Genomic DNA, 17098 nt, shown 5'->3' on the forward strand with positions numbered 1-17098 from the left:
GATGGGTGAGGGAGCTCCGTTCGATCTCGACGCTTTGAGAGCCCGTCTTGCAACGGAGGACGGACCGAGGCTCTGGCGCAGCCTTGAGGAACTGGCGGAGGTGCCAGAAGTGCGCCGATTGGTTGAAGCCGAGTTTCCGGACGTGGTCCAGGCCTCGTCCATCGACCGCCGCACTCTGCTGAAGTTGATGAGTGCTTCCTTCGCCTTGGGAGGGCTCGCCGCGTGCAACGGCAGCAAGGCGGGCAAGAACGCTCCGCTCCTGTCCCAAAGCCAGAACATGCCAGGCTACACACCGGGTGTGCCGCTCACGGTCGCTACGTCCCTTCCGTTGAACGGCTTCGGAAGGGGCGTTCTCGTGAAGACGCAAGAGGGGCGACCCATCAAGATCGAAGGAAACCCGCTTCACCCAGCAAGCCTCGGAGCAACGGACGTGTTTGCCCAGGCTGAGATCCTGTCTCTCTACGATCCCGATCGATCCGGTGCGCCGCTTCAGAACGGTATCCCGAGAAGCTGGGAGGAGCTCACGAGCTTCATTCGTCCCGTGCGGAACGAGCTCGTCGTGGCCGAGGGGCGGGGGCTGCATATCCTGATGCCGCCGACGTCATCGCCGACATTGAACAGGCTCGCAAAACAAGCACGGCAGCTCTTTCCGCTTGCTCAATGGCATGTGTTCTCGCCGATTGATGACGACAACAGGCGGGCCGCCGCCTTGGACGTGTTCGGCCGCGATACCGATCTCGTTTTCGACCTGACACAGACCGACGCCATTGTCACTCTCGGTGGCGATCTCTTCGCGGAGGAGCCGGGCCATCTGCGCTATGCCGCCGATTACCAGAAACGGCGACGGATGCTGGACAGGGAGCTCCCACGCCTCTTCTCTGTCGAAACCCGGCCGAGCCTCGTCGGAGCGCGCGCGGATGAGCGGATAGTCCTTCGACCGCGGGAGTTCGAAGCGTTTGCTCAGGCCCTTGCAGCGTCTCTCGGAACGAACGTTGCGCTGCCATCGGAGGTGCATCCCTCCGTTCCCCGACTGGCGAACGAGTTACGCCGGGCTGGCTCTCGCAGCCTTGTCGTCGTGGGACGTGAGCAGCCGGCCCGCGTACATGCCTTTGCGCTTGCGATCAATGCAAGGCTGGGCGCCTTCGGCACGACGATCCGCGCCATAGAGCCCGTGCGTCCCATCATGGACGGTGTCCGGACGCTAAATGATCTGGCGCAGGCCATAGAGGCCGGTCAGGTGTCCCATCTGATCGTCCTCGGAAGCAATCCGGTTTACACAGCTCCCGCAGATATCGATCTGGCTGCACTCATTCGGCGAGTTCCTCTGTCGTTGCATCTCGGCCAGCACCATGACGAGACAGCCTCTGCCTGCCATTGGCATGTTCCCGAGGCACATTCTCTCGAAAGCTGGGGCGACCTGCGAGCATTCGATGGCACAGTCGGGTTGCGACAGCCCGTAGCGATGCCGCTGAAACCGGCATTGAGTGCGGAGGAATTTCTCGGCCTTATGGCGGGGCAGAACGTGGATGGCCATGGACTTGTCCAGGCAACGTGGCGCGAGGCTTGGGGAGACAGCTTTGGGGAACGCTGGGTACGTTCGCTCGAAGATGGCGTGATCAACGGTTCGACGCCGCCCGCCATTCCCGTGTCCATACGATCCGACTGGCATCCGGAGCCCGTCGTTCCGGTTCCATCTGCGGGCATTGACGTGGTGTTTGCATCCGATCCCTCCGTATGGGACGGCTCCTATGCGAACAATGGCTGGCTGCAGGAGCTGCCGAAGCCGTTGACAAAGCAGGTCTGGGGCAATGCGGCATTGATTGCCCCAGAGACGGCTGAAATTTTCGGCTTGGCATCAGGGGACACTATCGACCTATCCGTCGGAGGCCGCGTCGTGCGCGCTCCGGTGTGGGTTATGCCTGGACATGCGACTGGCGCCGTGACGCTGACTCTCGGCTACGGACGCGAGCAGGCGGGTAGGATCGGCAATGGCATTGGCTTTGATGCTTACGCGATCCGTCCATCACGTCAGCCATGGGTCACCACTGGTGAGATCAAGGTCGTGGGAGAGCGGAGCGCGCTCATTTCCACGCAGCAACATCACTCGCTTCAAGGGCGCGATGTCGTGCGCATCATCGCGCCTGGTCAGGCACTTGCCGGGGAAACAAGAGAACAGCCGTCGCTCTATCCGGAATGGTCCTATGAAGAATATGCCTGGGGCATGGCGATCGATCTTGACGCCTGTATCGGCTGCAATGCCTGCGTGATCGCGTGCCAGGCCGAGAACAACATCGCCGTCGTCGGACCGGAGGAGGTGGCGAAGGGGCGCGAGATGCACTGGCTGCGGGTGGATCGCTATTATGGCGGGGATCCAGGCAGCCCGGACACTTACTTCCAGCCTGTGCCTTGCATGCATTGCGAGAAGGCCCCCTGTGAGGTGGTCTGCCCCGTGAACGCGACGGTACATTCCTCCGAAGGCCTCAATGACATGGTCTACAACCGCTGCATCGGTACGAGAACCTGCTCGAACAACTGTCCTTACAAGGTGCGGCGCTTCAACTTCCTGGACTATCAAGGTACGGAGTACACGGCATCGCTGGACGCCATGAACCCGCAGGTGACGGTTCGAGACCGCGGCGTCATGGAAAAATGCACTTATTGCATTCAGCGGATTGGCACGGCCCGCGCCAATGCCCGCGTCGAGGACAGGCATTTGCGCGACGGCGAGGTCATGACAGCATGTCAGCAGGCCTGCCCGACGCAGGCCATTGTGTTCGGCGATGTCAACGATCCCGATAGTGCCGTGAGCCGTCTCAAGAAAAGTCCGCGCAATTATGCATTGCTCGATGAGCTGAATACGAAGCCGCGAACCAGCTATCTCGCTCGCGTCGAGGCGCGCACGAAAATGGATGGCCGATGAGCAGCAACGCACAGGCTATCACAAGTCCGGTTGCGGAGGTTCCGCTCTCCCGCCGCTTCGGCTTGCTCTGGTGGATCGCACTTGTGGCATCGGGCGCGCTTGTTCTGCTGCTCGGCTATACGCTGGTATCCGTTTCCATCTTAGGGGTAGGTATCTGGGGCGTAAACATCCCCTTCGTCTGGGGCTTCGACCTGATCAACTATGCCTGGTGGATCGGGATCGCCAATGGAGCGAGCCTTTTTGCGGCCATCTTAGTCCTGCGTCGGCACGATCTGCGAACGGCGGTTAATCGCTTTGCCGAGGGTGTTGCGTTATTTGCCGTCATTTGCGCAGGTATTTTTCCGATCTTTCATCTCGGGCGTCCCTGGCTGTTCTATTGGACTTTTCCGTATCCTGCGACTTTCGAGGTGTGGCCACAGTTTCGCAGCACCCTGACATGGGATTTCTGGGCCATCAGTACCCATGTCATCGTGACGAGCCTGCTCTGGTATGTGGGGCTTATTCCCGATCTCGCGACCCTGCGTGACCGTGCGCGGCGTAAGACGGTGCAACGGATCTACGGTGTCTTCGCGCTCGGCTGGCGCGGCTCCGTGCGCCACTGGGCCTATCATCAGCGCGCCTATCGTCTCGTCGCCATCCTCGTGCTGCCCCTGATCCTCATCATGCAGAGCACGGTAGCCTTCGAATTCGCCGTAACGCTGGTGCCCGACTGGCATGAGACGCGCCAGCCGCTTCACTTCGTGGCAACCGGTCTGGCCCAAGGGCTTTCCATCGTTCTCCTCGTCGCCGTGCTGCTGCGCTGGGGCTTGCGAATTGAGCGATATATCGACGAGGGAGACATCGATCTTCTCGGTAAACTCGTTCTCGCAAGCGCCCTCGTGTCGGGCTATCTCTATCTGGACGAGTTCGTCTCCGCCCTTCTGGCTGACAGGATAGGTCAGGAGGCCACCTTCCACCGGATGACCGGTGTTTATGCCGGTCTGTACTGGACGGCCATCGTCTACAGCATCCTTATCCCTCAACTGTTCTGGCTCAAGGCGGCCCGTCAGAGCACGATCGCCGGGATTTTCGTCGGGTTCTCAATCGGGGTAGGCATCTGGTTCGACCGTTTCTCGATCATCGTCGGCGGGCTTCAGATAGATCACCTGCCATCAATCTGGCGAAGCTACAGCCCGACACTTCTTGAGACCGGCCTGTTCCTGGGCACCGTTGGATTGTTCGCAGGCCTCCTGTTGCTCTTCGCGCGCTTCCTGCCGGTGGTCTCGATGTTCGAGACCCGCCATGACGAGCATGAGGAGAAATCCTCATGACCCAGCGCCTCTGTGGCATCATGGCCGAGTTCACGACGCCGGAGGCCTTGATGGACGCCGTCAAGGCTGCAAAGCGTGCAGGCTTCAAGGAACTCGACGCGTTCAGCCCTTTTCCGCTTGCCGAACTTGCTAAGGAGCTCAGGGTTCGCACCACCGCCATTCCCTGGATCGCGCTCGTCGCGGCCCTCTTGGGCGCCGGTCTGCAATATGGGTCCCAATATTGGATGAACGTCGTCGATTATCCGCTGAATGTCGGAGGTCGTCCTCTCTATAGTTGGCCCACCTTCATTCCATCGACGCTGATCGTCGCCATTCTCTGGGCCGGTGCTGCAACCTTGATCGGACTGCTTCTGATCCTGCGACTGCCGCGCCTGCATCACCCGGTCTTCACAGTTCCTGGATTCGAACGGGCCTCCGAGGATCGGTTCTATCTCTGTATCTTGAGCGACGATCCCTTGTTTGAGGCTGCTGCAGCCCGAAGCTTTCTGGAAACGCTGTCGCCCCAGACGGTGCAGGAGGTGCCGGCATGCGACTAGCGATCGGCCTCATCGGCCTTGTTCTGCTGGCGGCCTGCGATACCGGCACCGAGCAGCGGGATGCAGTCGCTTCGACCCGAACCGTTCAAAGGCCGTACGTGCCCGTTCCTCCAGGCACCATCGCCAGGGGAACGGCTGCGCAGGAGGCGGCACTCGCGCCGCCGGGGCCGCAGGTCACGCCAGATCTGGTTGCCAGAGGCGAAGAGCGCTTCCGGGCTTTCTGTTCGCCGTGCCATGGCGCGAGCGGGCGAGGGGATGGAACGGTAGTCTCCCGGGGATTTCCGCCGCCACCTTCCTATCATGAGGAGCGTGTAAAAGCCCTCTCTCCTGAGCAGATTATCACTGTGATCACCCGGGGAAAGGGACGGATGTACTCATATGCCGATCGCGTCTTGCCGGAGGATCGCTGGGCGATCGCCCATTACATCAAGCAGTTGCAGAGAGACGCTGGCGCATCGGTGGGTCAGGGCGAGGCATCTCCATGAGCGTAACGGAGGCTCTCTATATCGTCTTTGTCGGGATTGCCGGACTTTCGATCGGCAGCCTCATTGTGCTGATGATCGGGCATCTCATGAGCGAGCACTGGCTGGCTCCGATCCGTGCGGAAGTCGAGGCCGCAGCCTTGACGATGCCCTTGCTCTTCGTTGTCGGACTTCCACTTGCCTTTTGGCTCGACCAGCTCTTTCCTTGGGTCGGCGAGAGAACCGACTTGCCGCCAATGCGGGCCGCATTTCTAAGCCCCGGCTTCTTCCTGATGAGAAGCGCTTTCTATCTGCTGGTTTGCACTGGCTTGACCTTCTGGCTGATTCGTACTGGGCATGTGCGCCGCGCGAGTGCTGTCGGCTTGGCCTTGCTGACGCCCATCGTGAGCTTTGCGGCTTATGACTGGGTGCTGTCGCGTGAACCATATTGGTGGTCGAGCCTATTCGGTTTCGCCTTTGGACAGGCCCAGGTTACAGCGGCTTTGGCCGGTGCGATCCTCGTGAACTTTCTCAAGCCCGATTCTGCCTCTCCAACGAGAATGGTGAGCCTGGAGCGTGCGCTGCTGACACTTTCACTTCTGACAGTCTGGACGTGGTTCGCGCAGTTCATCATCGTCTGGCTCGCCAACCTGCCGCAAGGGGCAGGTTGGTACTTGAGACGCTCCGATCCTTGGAACTTGGGGCTTCTCACGACCTCTTATCTGCTGATGCTGGGCGCGATCATGGTGCTGGTCCCCTCCGGCGTGAGCCGGGCCGGCATGATTGGGGGAAGTGCATTGGCGCTTTTGTATCATGGCACCCATACGCTCTGGGTCCTTCAGCCAAAGGGCAGTCCGTCTTGGTTGGGTACAGGGATTGTCCTGGGCACGATCCTTCTCTGGATCATGGCTTTCGTCGGGATGATGAGAGTACGCCCGAGCTATGCAGAGGAGGCATCGGCAGAACCGTAGGCACTATGCTGTAAAATGATGCTCTAGCTGCCGGAACCCTGGCTTGTGTCCTGGTTTGGAATGATGCGACGCGTGCGAGGGTCCGTTCCCGCGGAACTCCCCGTCAAACCGGGAAACTCTATCACGCGTGCGCCTGGTCCACGGAGCGGAAGCGGAGGATCGTCCGGATAGACCTGCACCTCGTCGCGCCCCAAGGAATAGAGATAAGCGGCAATGTGCCGAGCCTCGGCCTCCGTCACGCCTTGTGATGGCATTCCGGTCTGGGGTTTGATCGCCACTGGGTCCATCAGCCACGCGATCAGGTTGCGCGGTGTGTTCGGCAGGAAGCCTGCGAGAAGGTGCTGCTGTGCGTAATCGACAAGCTGCGGACCAACCTTGCCTCGCGCACCTCGGACGCCGTCAATCGTATGGCATGTGCCGCACCCGTAAGCCTGTATGAGCGCTCGTCCTGTTTCAGGCTCGCCGCCTGCTATCGGCAAAGTCGAAGATGGCTCCTGCGAGTCGCTGCATGCGGCCAATCCTGCGATGGCCGGGACAAACAGCAATCGTGCGAGGGCGTGCCTGATCATGGGCTCTGCTTTAGGAGGTCTGACGAGGCAACCGACATAGAACCCCTCCGTTCCCGCCTGGGTGGCGTCAGAAGGCGGAGCGCCATGACCAGCCCCGAGATGAGATAGATCGCGCACATGGGAAGGGACATGATGGCGCCCGCCAGCTGCTGATCCTCCACGGCAGTGAGGCCCCAATTGGCCGTATCAGGCGTGTGATACAGCGCGTCCCGTGCGAAGCTGAGGAGGGCGCTCAATAATCCGCTCTGCAGCAGAGTGATGAGGCACGCGATGAGCGCAGCTGCGGCAGCCTCACGTCCCGCATGCGCCCTGATGATGGCGCGCCAGAACAGGAGCGCGGTGCCGAAGAACAGAACATGCTCCAGCCGGTGAAGTCCATCCGAGGCAACAGCGGCATCGAAGAGCGTCGGGCTGTGCCAGATCCACAGGATTGCCATATGGATCAGGGCTGCCGGGACCGGCCTTGCGCAGGGCGACAGAAATGAGAGCGTTGACCGCATTCCTCTGTGGCGAACCATTCCGCGCCGCCATTCCTCCGGAAGCGCCCAGAGCCATGCGACCTCGGGCTTGCCGAGGACGAGGAGTGGGGGAGCGACTGCGATCAGCAGGATATGCTGGACCATGTGGGCAGACAGGAGAGACCTTGAGAGGCCTTCCAGCGGGGAAAGAAGGGCGACGGCCAGCAATGCGGTTCCCGCGAAAAAGCAGAAAACTTGAACCGTGCCAAAGCCTGGCAGGAGCCTTCCAAGGCTTCCTCGCAATCGCCATACGCCACTGGCAAACAGGATGCTTGAGGCTGCGAGAGGAATTGTGACCCAAGGATCAGCCTGCCAGGAATGCCAGAGGTCTTCAGGTCCATGAGGCGCCGCACCATGAGCAAGGGCAGGCCCAGTGGGCATGAGAGCAGCCAGGACGGCCAAGAGGCCGAATGCTGTCTTTGCGAGCTTGTTGATGGATCTTCCGAGGGAACCAAGTCTCACGGCCGAGCTTTTCCGTTCACTGCACAAAAGACCCATGTAGGGCGGATGGACCTTGAAGCGACATGGCATGGCCTTCATGGGCGGCTGCGCACCATTGCGAAGTGTGCGGCGGCGCTTTCCTGCGCGCTTTCCCTTGTAGGATGTACCGGCGTGCAATCGGCTCTCGATCCTGCTGGAGGTGACGCTTCCAGAATTTACTGGCTTACCATGGTCATGACGGCGGGCGGCACCCTCATCTTCTTGGGCGTCACGAGTCTTCTGCTCTTCGCGATCTTTGCTCCACCCGAGCGCCGGGCATGGCTCGGCAGCCGCAAAACCATCGTCTATGGCGGGCTTGCTTTTCCGATCGTCACCCTGTCCGCGCTTCTACCCTATGGTCTCATCGTCATGCGCGACACTGATATACCAAGGGCGGGTGCACTCCCCATCGAGGTCATCGGTGAGCAATACTGGTGGCGGGTACGCTATCCTGCGGACGGCGATCAGGCAGAGTTCTCAACCGCCAATGAACTCTTTGTTCCTGTTGGCCGCCCGATATCCGTGTCGGTGACTGCGGCCGATGTGATTCATAGCTTCTGGATCCCGAACTTCGGGGGAAAGATCGACATGATCCCGGGCCGCATCAACCGCCTCAACTTCACGGCGGAGCGGCCCGGCATCTATCGTGGTGTCTGCGCAGAATTCTGCGGCGACCAGCATGCCCGGATGGCCTTCGACGTGGTGGCGCTGGAACCTGCCGCCTTCGAGGCCTGGCGGGCAGGGCAGACGAAACCTGCTCGGGAGCCCGCATTTCCCTTTCTCGATCGGGGTCTGCAACTGTTCCGCACCGGCGGATGCGGATCCTGTCACGTGGTGCGTGGCACCGAGGCCAACGGACAGTTCGGGCCGGATCTCACGCATGTGGGAAGCCGCCGCACCATTGGAGCAGGCCAGTTCCCGAACAACATCGGCACTCTAGCCGGTTGGATCGCTAATGTTCAGCATATCAAGCCTGGCTCACGGATGCCTTCTTATGGCTCGCTGGCGGGTGAGGATCTTCGCGCACTGGCAGGATATTTGGAGAGCTTGAAATGAACGCACCCGAGCTCCCAAAGCACTTTGAACGGAGAGAGGCGGAGCTTCCCAATCCGCTGCCGCGGCCGGAGGGCGAGTTCGAAGCGTTGAAGAGGGCCTGGAAGCCTCCGCAGGGCCTCGGCTTCATCACGGCCGTGAACAACACTTATGTCGGCCTGTGGTATATCGGGACTGCGTTTCTGTTTTTTATCCTCGCAGGAATCCTGGCGCTGATCATGCGCGCCCAGCTGGCAACGCCGGAAAGCGATCTCGTCAGCCACGATCTCTATAATCAGCTCTTCACCATGCATGGCACGGTGATGATGTTCCTCTTCGCCGTCCCGGCGGTGGAAGCCGCCAGCGTTTATCTGCTGCCAAATATGCAGGCCGCGCGCGATCTGCCATTCCCGCGCCTTTCGGCATATGCCTTCTGGGCCTATTTCGTCGGCGGTCTGGTGTTCTTCGGCACCATATTCTTCGGCCTGTCGCCGGATGGCGGTTGGTTCATGTACCCGCCGCTGACAGGTACGAAATACTCGCCTGCGGAGAATGCCGACTGGTGGCTTCTGGGGATCGGCTTCATCGAGATCTCAGCCATTGCGGGCGCGATCGAGATCATTGTCGGCGTGATGAAGACACGCGCTGTCGGCATGAGCCTCGACAAGCTGCCAGTCTATTCCTGGGCCATGCTGGTCTTTGCCGTCATGATCGTTATCGGCTTTCCGGCGATAATTCTCGGCACGCTTTTGCTTGAGATGGAGCGCGCGTTCGATTGGCCGTTCTTCATCGCTGAGAGAGGTGGCGATCCGCTCCTGTGGCAGCACCTGTTCTGGTTCTTCGGCCACCCGGAGGTCTACATCATCTTCCTCCCTGCAACCGGCATGGTGTCGATGATCGTGCCAACCATGGCGCAGACACCGCTCGTGGGTTATCGCCTGATCGTACTCGCTCTGATTGCAACGGGCTTTCTCTCATTCGGGCTGTGGGTGCATCATATGTTCGCGACGGGCCTGCCGAAGATGTCCTTGAGCTTCTTCTCGGCGGCCAGCACCGCGGTCGCGGTGCCAAGCGGAATTCAGGTCTTCGCTTGGATCGCAACCATCGCTTCAGGGCGCATGAAGCTGAAAACGCCTTCACTCTTCATCATTGGATTCTTGTTCATCTTCACGCTTGGCGGTCTGACGGGTGTTATGGTGGCCATGGCGCCGTTCGACTGGCAGGCCCATGACAGCTATTTCGTCGTGGCGCACCTTCATTACGTGCTCATCGGCGGGATGGTCTTCCCGCTCTTCGCGGCCTTCTATTATTGGGTGCCTGTTGCGAGCAAACGTGCCTTGTCCGAACGACTTGGGCGCTGGGTGTTCGGCCTCATGTTCCTCGGCATGAATGTAACGTTCCTGCCGATGCACATTACGGGCCTCATCGGCATGCCGCGGCGTGTTTACACCTATCCGGTCGAAATGGGGTGGGATTCCCTGAACCTTGTCTCCACCATCGGTGCCTTCATGTTGGCTTCCGGCGTGGCGCTTTTCCTATTCGATCTGGTGCGAAACTTTCGTTTCGCGTCGGAGGACAATGCCGGAAACATCTGGAATGCCAGCACACTCGAGTGGCTGCCGAACGGAACCTACAACACGCGCAGCATTCCATCTGTCGTCAGCCGGGATCCCCTCTGGGACCAACCCGACCTGCCCAAGGATGTGGAGGATGGTCGCTACTATCTCCCCGGCACCGCGACAGGTGGGCGCGAGGCGTTGGTGACGAGCCCGTTCGATGCGCGGCCCCAATACATCCTGCAGGTTCCGGGTCCAGGTTGGCAGCCGGTGCTCGCTGCGGTGTTCACAGCCGCCTTCTTCCTGCTCCTGACGGTGAAGTTCGTTTTCTTGTCAGTCATCTGCGGTGTTCTGGCGGTCGCATTCGTGATCTGGTGGCTCTGGGAGACAGATCCAGGTCCGACCCGTCCGCCAGCAGACATCGGCGGCGGCATCGTGATTCCGGTCTATGTCACCGGGCCGATGAACCATTCCTGGTGGGCGATGATCGTCCTCATGGTGGTCTCGGGCATGGTGTTCACGTGCCTGATCTTCTCCTACCTTTTTCTCTGGCTCGTGAATCCGAGCGCCTGGCCACCGCAGGGTGTCGAGGTTCCCGATTGGATCGGGCCTTCTCTCGCAACAATCCTCTACTGCGCCAGCGCGGCCCTGATTGCCGTCTCCAGCCGGCAGCTGCGCGGCGACGACCGACGGAGTCCGCGTTCGCTCCCGATCCTGATCGGAGTGGCACTTCTGTTCGTGTGTGGGGCAGCCGCGGTTGATCTCTGGACGCAGTGGGGAACGGGCCTGAGCCCTTCGGCCCATGCCTACGGGGCAGTAGTCTATGCCATCATGGCCCTGCAGATCTTCTTTGTCCTCACGACACTCGTCATGGGGCTCTACAGCATCGCGCGCTGGCTGGCCGGGCGGCTCGACACTGTGCGCCGGACGACCTTCGATAACACCATGTTGTTCTGGTACTACACGGTGGGACAGGGCCTGATCGCTCTCCTCGTGGTTCATGGCTTTCCGCGATTGGCAGGGGGAGTCTGATGAGCGGACAGCGGAGAGGGCAGGTTCTCCTGATGCTGTTCGGTCTCGTTGCATGGGCGGTTCAGTTCACGATCATCTATGGCGTAACATCGACCCTCTGCGGCCGTGGATGGGCAGATAAGACCTTTCTCGGCTTCGATGTTGTCCCGGCGACAATCCTTTTGACGACTCTTGTCACATTCGCAGCTACAGCCGCCGCTCTCATCTGGTCCATCAGGAGCTATCGCCAGACGGAGAGGCAATCAGCCGCGATGGCGGACGGCTTCATGAGCCATGCAGCCGTTCTGATCAACGGCCTTTCGCTAGTCGTAATCCTTTGGCATGGCATACCGGCCTTCATTCTTCCGGCCTGCGCCTAGCGCATCGAGCGGAAAGTGGCTCCGGTTCACCGTCAAAAAATGCGGCCCGGCAAACAAGAGAGCTGTTTCCATGCCAATGGCAACAGCTCTAGCTTCTCAAGTTAGGTTAGTGTCGGATCCAGATCGCCTTGCTCTCCGTCAGGATCATTCCGCCGCATCAGATTGCCGGGCCAGGAGATTGCGCTCCACACTTTGCAGATGGGTGCGCATCGCCGCTGCAGCGCCATTCATGTCACGGTTTTCAATGGCCGTAATAATCACCTCGTGCTCGGCAAAACTATGATGGTCAGGGTTCGGCTTGACGGGATTTGATCGGAGCCGACCCCATGTAACCGCCCGGCGCAGGGCGTTCAGCATATCGAACATTCCAAGAAGGGGCGTGTTTTGTGTCGCCTCGGCGATGGTACGATGCAGGCGCGTGTCCCAGTTCTCATACTGCCGCCATGTCGCAGCTTCACGTGTCCGCGCCTGACAAAGCCTTAGTTCAGAGAGATGCATCGGCGTTGCAGTCAGGGCAGCTGCCCTTGCGATCTCAGGCTCGATGATCAATCGCGCTCGCATCAATTCGGCGGGATTGGTTCGCTTTGCCAGAGTCTCAATGTCCGAGAGAGTATCGGTAGGCCGATTGCCGATGAAGGTGCCTTTACCGACGTGGCGCCATATCTGGCCCTCGGCCTCGAGCGTTCCAAGCGCTTTCCTCAGCTCGGTCCGAGTGACGCCAAGGGCTGCCGCCAAATCCCTCTCGGGCGGCAGACGGCCATCCTCGGGCAGCTCTGCCTGCGCAAGGAAAGCCCGCAATTGGGTGACAACGCCCCGGTTGGCTCCTGCTCCACTGATCATGTCTATCATATGATCTCAACCAATTCTGAATTGGTTGAAGCTATTATCTCAATCTGCAACATAGTCAATCACAAAAACCCTTGACAGGCCTGCGGCCAATTGCAACCAATAGCATATTGGTCGCAAATGGTGCGGCCGGCAACAAGAGCGGGTCAACCGCCTAGAACATCGGGAGAGAAACATGTTCAAGGGCTTGATGTGCTTTAAGCCAGGTGCTGCGGCGGTCGCGATTGGTGCGGCACTGCTAGCGTCCGGCGCGGCGGAAGCTGCGAAGGTTCGTGTCGCATTCGGCGACATTCCCAGTGTTGAGTCGCTCCATCTGTTAACCGCTTTCGAGCGGGCGAAGGAGAAGGGCGTCGACATCGAAGTGACCTATCTGAAGTCTGAGGATATCGCGGCTCAGGCCGTGGTCGGCGGCCAGGCCGATATCGGCGTCGGCGGCCCTTACGCCCTCGTTCAGAAGGTCAAGGCTCCCATCCGCATGTTCATGCAGCTTTCGACGCTGCGCTTCTACCCGGCGGTCAACGGCGAGTTCTACAAAACCTGGAAGGATCTGAATGGGCAGGAGGTCGCGGTCCATTCGCGTGGCTCCGGTACCGAGGCCATCATGAAGCTGATGGAGCAGCGTCAGGGCATCAAGTTCTCCAAGATCAGCTACATCCCGGGCGCGGAAGTCCGTACGGGCGCCTTGCTCCAGGGGAACGTGAAGGCCACGATCGTCGATGCCTCCGGGCGCCGCCTGCTTGAAACCCAGGCTCCAGGCAAGTTCGTCATTCTCCCGCTGGAGGGCGTGAATGCAACCGACGAGGCATTGTTCGCCAACACGAACTTCCTTGAGAAGAACGCCGCAGACGTCGACAAGATCGTGGAGGCGATCCTCTCCACCTGGCGTGAAGTGACGGCCAATCCGGGCGTCGTTGCTGAATGGCGTGCAAAGTACAAGCTGCTTCCGGATCTCCCCGCTACGCAGGTGAACGAGATTGGTCCTTATTTCGAGGAGCTGGCAAAAAGTAAGGCCTTCCCGCTGAATGGCGGCGGCGCAGCGGCCGCGGAGGACGATTTTGCCTTCTATGCGCTTTCGGGCCAGCTCACGGGTGAGCCTTCGAGCCTGAAGGTCGAGGACTTTTGGGATACTCGCCCGCTCGATCGTGTCCTGGCTAAGATCGGCACCATGTGAGATGCCGGCATGATGGCTTCATCTCAAGCGAACACCCAAGTGAACGGCCCTGTACGGGCCGTCCATTCGCCGACAGGCCGGGGCTTGGGCCTCGGTCGCCTGTTCACGAGCCATCCGATCGCCGCGAGGGTCGTCTCTCTCGGGCTCTTCTTCCTTGTTTGGGAAATCGCCGGGCGCGTGCCGATCAGCTACGCCTTCCCGACTTTCCTGGAGACATTCTATGCCTTTGGCGCAATGCTGCTCGATGGCAGCCTCTTCGTCGCTTATGGCTCTACCCTTCAGCCCCTGATTATTGGCATTGCCATTTCCGCGGTGGTTGGGGTCGGGCTCGGCATCGTCATGGGTCTGTCACGCAAGGCCGAGTGGCTCGTAGCGCCACTGTTCATTGTCCTTCAGTCGGCTCCCATGGCAGCCCTCATCCCGCTGATCACCTTCGTGTATGGCATCGGCCTGTTGGCGAAGACTCTCGCGGTCATCATGCTTGCTTTGCCGGTCATCGTGCTGAACGGCTATAAAGCCGTCCGGAACGCCAATCCGTCGCTCGTGGCTATGTGCCGCTCGTTCCAGGGCACAAGGCTGCAGCAGATCACCAAGATCATCATCCCGGATGCCAGTCCCGTGATCTTCGCAGGCCTTCGCCTTGGTCTCGCTGCGGGATTCATCGGCGTCATTCTGGCGGAACTCCTGATCACGCCAACCGGCATCGGTGATCTCATCACCTATCATCGCTCAGTGGCTAACTACGCAGAAATGTATGCCGCTGTGGTCTCCATCATCCTGGTCTCAACCCTGACGCTCGCAGCTTTGGAGGCATTCGAGATCCGTGTGTTGCGTCCTGAAAAGAAGAGAGGCTGACATGACTGCACCGACCGCTTCCATTCATGCCCTGCCTCGCACTGAGGGCGACATTGCCGTCGAGGTCAGAAGCATCTGCAAGAACTATAGCGACGTTGAAGCGCTGCGCCTGATCGATCTCGATTTTCCTCGCGGCAAGCTCACGACGCTCCTTGGGCCGTCTGGCTGTGGCAAGACGACCCTGCTCAAGATCATCGCCGGTCTCGTCGAGCCGACCTCTGGGGAAGTGCGTGTCAACGGCAAGGTCGTCACGGGCCCCGGTCCGGAGCGTGCCTTCGTGTTCCAGGACTTCGCCCTGATGCCATGGGCGACGGTGATGCGGAATGTGGCCTTCGGGCTTGAGCTGAAAGGCATGGCAAAGGCCGAGCGCCAGTCCATCGCCCGTCACTACATCGCTGAAGTTGGTCTCACCGGGTTCGAGAACAAGTATCCGCACGAGCTCTCCGGCGGCATGCGTCAGCGCGTCGGCCTCGCCCGCGCCTTTGCGGTCAATGCGGAAGTGCTTCTTCTCGATGAGCCGTTCTCGGCGGTGGATGAGCAGAACCGCCGTAAGTTTCAGGAGGACCTGCTGCAGCTGGTGGAGAAGGAGCGCAAGACGTTCATCTTCGTGACCCACAGCATCGAGGAGGCCGTCTACGTTTCGGATCGGATCGTGCTTCTTTCTCGTCGACCGAGTCGCGTTGCGCAGATCATCGAACCGAAAATCGATCGGACTTCCTCGCCTGATGCCATCCGCCGTGATCAGGGATATCTCGATACCGTCGAGGAGATCTGGCAGGGCCTCAAGCACTACGTGGATTGAGGAGAGCAGCCATGATGCTTCACGGTTATCGGGTGCCGATGATGGCATCCCTCCTGGTCTGGTGCTTGATCTGGGAGCTTGTCGGCCAAACCGGCGTGATGTTCCTGGTGCCGCCGCTCTCGAGCGTGCTGGTGGCGGGCGTTGCGATGGTGCAGACCGGCACATGGCAGTCGGCGGCCTTGGTCACGCTCCATAGCTTCGCTGTCGGCATGGCGGTGGCCATCGTGGTTGGCGTTACCCTCGGCGTGCTGATGGGGCGGTTCAAAGCGGTGGACGAGCTGTTCAGCATCTGGGTCAACATCTTCGTCAGCGCGCCGCTCTCGGCCCTGGTCCCGGTGTTGATGATCCTGTTCGGCATGGGCGAGACGACAGTCATCGTCACAGTCTTCCTTTTCGCGGTGTGGATCATCGTGTTGGATACGCGGGCCGGCATTCAGCACGTGCCGAACTCGCTGATCGAGATGGGGCGCTGCTATGGCGCCTCTCCCTTCGCTCTTTACGGGAAAATCGTTCTCCTTGCCGCACTACCGGAGATCCTTGCAGGGATCCGACTCGGCCTCGTGCGCGGCGTAAAGGGTGTTGTGATCGGCCAGCTTCTGGTGGCGATCATTGGTTATGGCGAACTGTTTGAGCTCTATTCACGCAGCTTCGACATGGAGAACTTCTGGGCGCTGACGATTATCCTCTTCGCTGCGGCGATGCTGATGTCGGCAGCCATCGAATACATTGAGAAAAAAGTCGACTATTACGCAGGAGTAAGATGATGAATGCGCCTCTCACTATGTCCGGCTACGTCGTTCAGCCGGCACCGGTTGCCACCTTGCCCGTACAAGGCAGTGACAAGCTGTTCCCCATTCACCGCATCTATTGTATGGGCCGCAACTACGCCGAGCATGCGATCGAGATGGGACACGACCCGTCCAAGGAACCGCCGTTCTTCTTCCAGAAAAACCCCGACAACATCGTCACCGACGGCAAGTTTCCCTATCCGAGCAAGACATCGGATGTGCACCACGAGATCGAGATGGTGGTGGCCCTCGCTAAGGGCGGCGACAACATCCCTGTGGAAACTGCTCTTGAACACGTCTTCGGCTATGGAGTCGGCCTCGACATGACCCGGCGTGACCTTCAGGGCGAGGCCAAGAAGCTGGGTCGTCCGTGGGAAGTTGGTAAGGCATTCGAGGCTTCTGCTCCCTGTGGCCCGCTTGTGCCTGCGAGCCAAATCGGCCATCCGAACTCAGGTGCAGTGACGCTGAAGGTGAACGGCGAACTCCGCCAGCAGGGCGATCTCAACCAGTTGATCTGGAAGGTACCGGAGATGATCTCCTATCTGTCCGGCCTGTTCACTCTGCAGCCGGGCGACATCATCATGACTGGCACGCCTGCGGGCGTTGGTGCGGTCGTGCGTGGTGACGTTCTCGAAGGCTATGTCGAGGGTGTCGGGAAGGTCGAAGTCGTCGTCGTCTAGGCTGCGAAGCCCGCACCTGTGACGTGAGAGTGCGGGCAAGGGGGCTTTAACAACACCGCAGCGCATCCGCGTGTGCTGCGGTGCAATTTTAGGGCGGGACAACCGCCCGTGTCTAAAACAGTCAGGAGCCACACGTGGCGAAGATCAAGGTTGCCAATCCGGTCGTCGAACTCGACGGCGACGAGATGACCCGCATCATTTGGCAGTTCATC

16 protein-coding genes are annotated in these 17098 nt (G+C 60.1%); 13 read left to right on the plus strand and 3 right to left on the minus strand.

The features are described 5' to 3' along the window. The first annotated feature begins 1 nt into the window (after window position 1). The 5 genes from DC522_RS25030 to DC522_RS25050 are packed head-to-tail and all read left to right on the plus strand — an operon-like array spanning window position 2 to window position 6198. Complete coding sequence (locus DC522_RS25030; RefSeq protein WP_116531330.1) at window positions 2-2920, plus strand: TAT-variant-translocated molybdopterin oxidoreductase; 2919 nt, start codon at window positions 2-4, stop codon at window positions 2918-2920. Further along, window positions 2917-4230, plus strand: a complete 1314-nt coding sequence (nrfD, locus tag DC522_RS25035) for an NrfD/PsrC family molybdoenzyme membrane anchor subunit (protein ID WP_116531317.1) — start codon at window positions 2917-2919, stop codon at window positions 4228-4230. The genes DC522_RS25030 and nrfD overlap by 4 nt, the downstream gene beginning before the upstream one ends. Further along, the gene (locus DC522_RS25040; RefSeq protein WP_116531318.1) at window positions 4227-4766 is read left to right on the plus strand and encodes a DUF3341 domain-containing protein; all 540 of its coding nucleotides are present in this window, start codon (window positions 4227-4229) and stop codon (window positions 4764-4766) included. Before nrfD ends, DC522_RS25040 begins: the two co-directional genes overlap by 4 nt. After that, on the plus strand, window positions 4757-5251 hold the full coding sequence (locus DC522_RS25045; RefSeq protein WP_116531319.1) for a cytochrome c: 495 nt from the start codon (window positions 4757-4759) through the stop codon (window positions 5249-5251). Before DC522_RS25040 ends, DC522_RS25045 begins: the two co-directional genes overlap by 10 nt. Then, window positions 5248-6198 carry a hypothetical protein gene (locus DC522_RS25050; protein ID WP_116531320.1) on the plus strand — a complete coding sequence of 317 codons (951 nt, stop codon included), beginning with the start codon at window positions 5248-5250 and terminating at the stop codon, window positions 6196-6198. Before DC522_RS25045 ends, DC522_RS25050 begins: the two co-directional genes overlap by 4 nt. 23 nt (window positions 6199-6221) lie before the next feature. On the opposite strand, the gene DC522_RS25055 is transcribed toward DC522_RS25050, so the two are convergent. Together DC522_RS25055 and DC522_RS25060 are read right to left on the minus strand one after the other, a co-directional pair. Further along, on the minus strand, window positions 6222-6767 hold the full coding sequence (locus DC522_RS25055; RefSeq protein WP_116531321.1) for a cytochrome c family protein: 546 nt from the start codon (window positions 6765-6767) through the stop codon (window positions 6222-6224). Beyond that, a complete protein-coding gene (locus tag DC522_RS25060) occupies window positions 6764-7747 on the minus strand; it encodes a cytochrome c oxidase assembly protein (protein WP_245444503.1) in 984 nt (327 codons plus the stop codon). Before DC522_RS25060 ends, DC522_RS25055 begins: the two co-directional genes overlap by 4 nt. Before the next feature lie 150 nt (window positions 7748-7897). Between DC522_RS25060 and coxB the strand changes: the two genes are divergently transcribed. Genes coxB through DC522_RS25075 form a run of 3 tightly spaced genes read left to right on the plus strand, consistent with a single transcriptional unit; the run spans window position 7898 to window position 11744 of the window. Next, entirely contained in the window at window positions 7898-8821 is a 924-nt protein-coding gene (coxB, locus tag DC522_RS25065; protein ID WP_245444505.1) for a cytochrome c oxidase subunit II, read from the plus strand. After that, window positions 8818-11385, plus strand: coding sequence for a cbb3-type cytochrome c oxidase subunit I (locus DC522_RS25070; RefSeq protein ID WP_116531323.1), 2568 nt, complete (start codon window positions 8818-8820; stop codon window positions 11383-11385). The genes coxB and DC522_RS25070 overlap by 4 nt, the downstream gene beginning before the upstream one ends. Further along, a complete protein-coding gene (locus DC522_RS25075; protein ID WP_133239364.1) occupies window positions 11385-11744 on the plus strand; it encodes a hypothetical protein in 360 nt (119 codons plus the stop codon). Before DC522_RS25070 ends, DC522_RS25075 begins: the two co-directional genes overlap by 1 nt. 144 nt (window positions 11745-11888) lie before the next feature. Here DC522_RS25075 and DC522_RS25080 read toward each other — a convergent pair whose 3' ends face one another. After that, complete coding sequence (locus DC522_RS25080; RefSeq protein WP_116531325.1) at window positions 11889-12584, minus strand: FadR/GntR family transcriptional regulator; 696 nt, start codon at window positions 12582-12584, stop codon at window positions 11889-11891. A 181-nt stretch (window positions 12585-12765) separates the two neighbouring features. On the opposite strand from DC522_RS25080, the gene DC522_RS25085 reads away from it, so the two are divergent. Genes DC522_RS25085 through DC522_RS25105 form a run of 5 tightly spaced genes read left to right on the plus strand, consistent with a single transcriptional unit; the run spans window position 12766 to window position 16886 of the window. Continuing rightward, complete coding sequence (locus DC522_RS25085) at window positions 12766-13761, plus strand: ABC transporter substrate-binding protein (protein WP_116531326.1); 996 nt, start codon at window positions 12766-12768, stop codon at window positions 13759-13761. Window positions 13762-13773: 12 nt separating this feature from the next. Next, window positions 13774-14616 (plus strand): ABC transporter permease, encoded by an 843-nt coding sequence (locus tag DC522_RS25090; protein ID WP_371680453.1) that lies wholly within the window; start codon window positions 13774-13776, stop codon window positions 14614-14616. Between the two features lies 1 nt (window position 14617). Continuing rightward, window positions 14618-15418, plus strand: a complete 801-nt coding sequence (locus tag DC522_RS25095) for an ABC transporter ATP-binding protein (protein ID WP_116531328.1) — start codon at window positions 14618-14620, stop codon at window positions 15416-15418. An 11-nt stretch (window positions 15419-15429) separates the two neighbouring features. Next, entirely contained in the window at window positions 15430-16182 is a 753-nt protein-coding gene (locus DC522_RS25100) for an ABC transporter permease (RefSeq protein WP_116531329.1), read from the plus strand. After that, entirely contained in the window at window positions 16182-16886 is a 705-nt protein-coding gene (locus DC522_RS25105; protein ID WP_116531332.1) for a fumarylacetoacetate hydrolase family protein, read from the plus strand. The genes DC522_RS25100 and DC522_RS25105 overlap by 1 nt, the downstream gene beginning before the upstream one ends. Window positions 16887-17098: the final 212 nt, after the last annotated feature.

The sequence above is a fragment of the Microvirga sp. KLBC 81 genome (genome assembly GCF_003075415.1).
Taxonomy (GTDB): Bacteria; Pseudomonadota; Alphaproteobacteria; order Rhizobiales; family Beijerinckiaceae; genus Microvirga.

What these genes read in the sequence shown, in the direction of transcription:
- DC522_RS25090 (WP_371680453.1), top strand. Translation starts at nt 13,774, where the DNA reads ATGGCTTCATCTCAAGCGAACACCCAAGTGAACGGCCCTGTACGGGCC.
- DC522_RS25100 (WP_116531329.1), top strand. Translation starts at nt 15,430, where the DNA reads ATGATGCTTCACGGTTATCGGGTGCCGATGATGGCATCCCTCCTGGTC.
- DC522_RS25045 (WP_116531319.1), top strand. Translation starts at nt 4,757, where the DNA reads ATGCGACTAGCGATCGGCCTCATCGGCCTTGTTCTGCTGGCGGCCTGC.
- DC522_RS25070 (WP_116531323.1), top strand. Translation starts at nt 8,818, where the DNA reads ATGAACGCACCCGAGCTCCCAAAGCACTTTGAACGGAGAGAGGCGGAG.
- nrfD (WP_116531317.1), top strand. Translation starts at nt 2,917, where the DNA reads ATGAGCAGCAACGCACAGGCTATCACAAGTCCGGTTGCGGAGGTTCCG.
- DC522_RS25075 (WP_133239364.1), top strand. Translation starts at nt 11,385, where the DNA reads ATGAGCGGACAGCGGAGAGGGCAGGTTCTCCTGATGCTGTTCGGTCTC.
- DC522_RS25055 (WP_116531321.1), bottom strand. Translation starts at nt 6,767, where the DNA reads ATGATCAGGCACGCCCTCGCACGATTGCTGTTTGTCCCGGCCATCGCA.
- DC522_RS25085 (WP_116531326.1), top strand. Translation starts at nt 12,766, where the DNA reads ATGTTCAAGGGCTTGATGTGCTTTAAGCCAGGTGCTGCGGCGGTCGCG.
- DC522_RS25080 (WP_116531325.1), bottom strand. Translation starts at nt 12,584, where the DNA reads ATGATCAGTGGAGCAGGAGCCAACCGGGGCGTTGTCACCCAATTGCGG.
- DC522_RS25040 (WP_116531318.1), top strand. Translation starts at nt 4,227, where the DNA reads ATGACCCAGCGCCTCTGTGGCATCATGGCCGAGTTCACGACGCCGGAG.
- DC522_RS25095 (WP_116531328.1), top strand. Translation starts at nt 14,618, where the DNA reads ATGACTGCACCGACCGCTTCCATTCATGCCCTGCCTCGCACTGAGGGC.
- DC522_RS25050 (WP_116531320.1), top strand. Translation starts at nt 5,248, where the DNA reads ATGAGCGTAACGGAGGCTCTCTATATCGTCTTTGTCGGGATTGCCGGA.
- DC522_RS25105 (WP_116531332.1), top strand. Translation starts at nt 16,182, where the DNA reads ATGAATGCGCCTCTCACTATGTCCGGCTACGTCGTTCAGCCGGCACCG.
- DC522_RS25030 (WP_116531330.1), top strand. Translation starts at nt 2, where the DNA reads ATGGGTGAGGGAGCTCCGTTCGATCTCGACGCTTTGAGAGCCCGTCTT.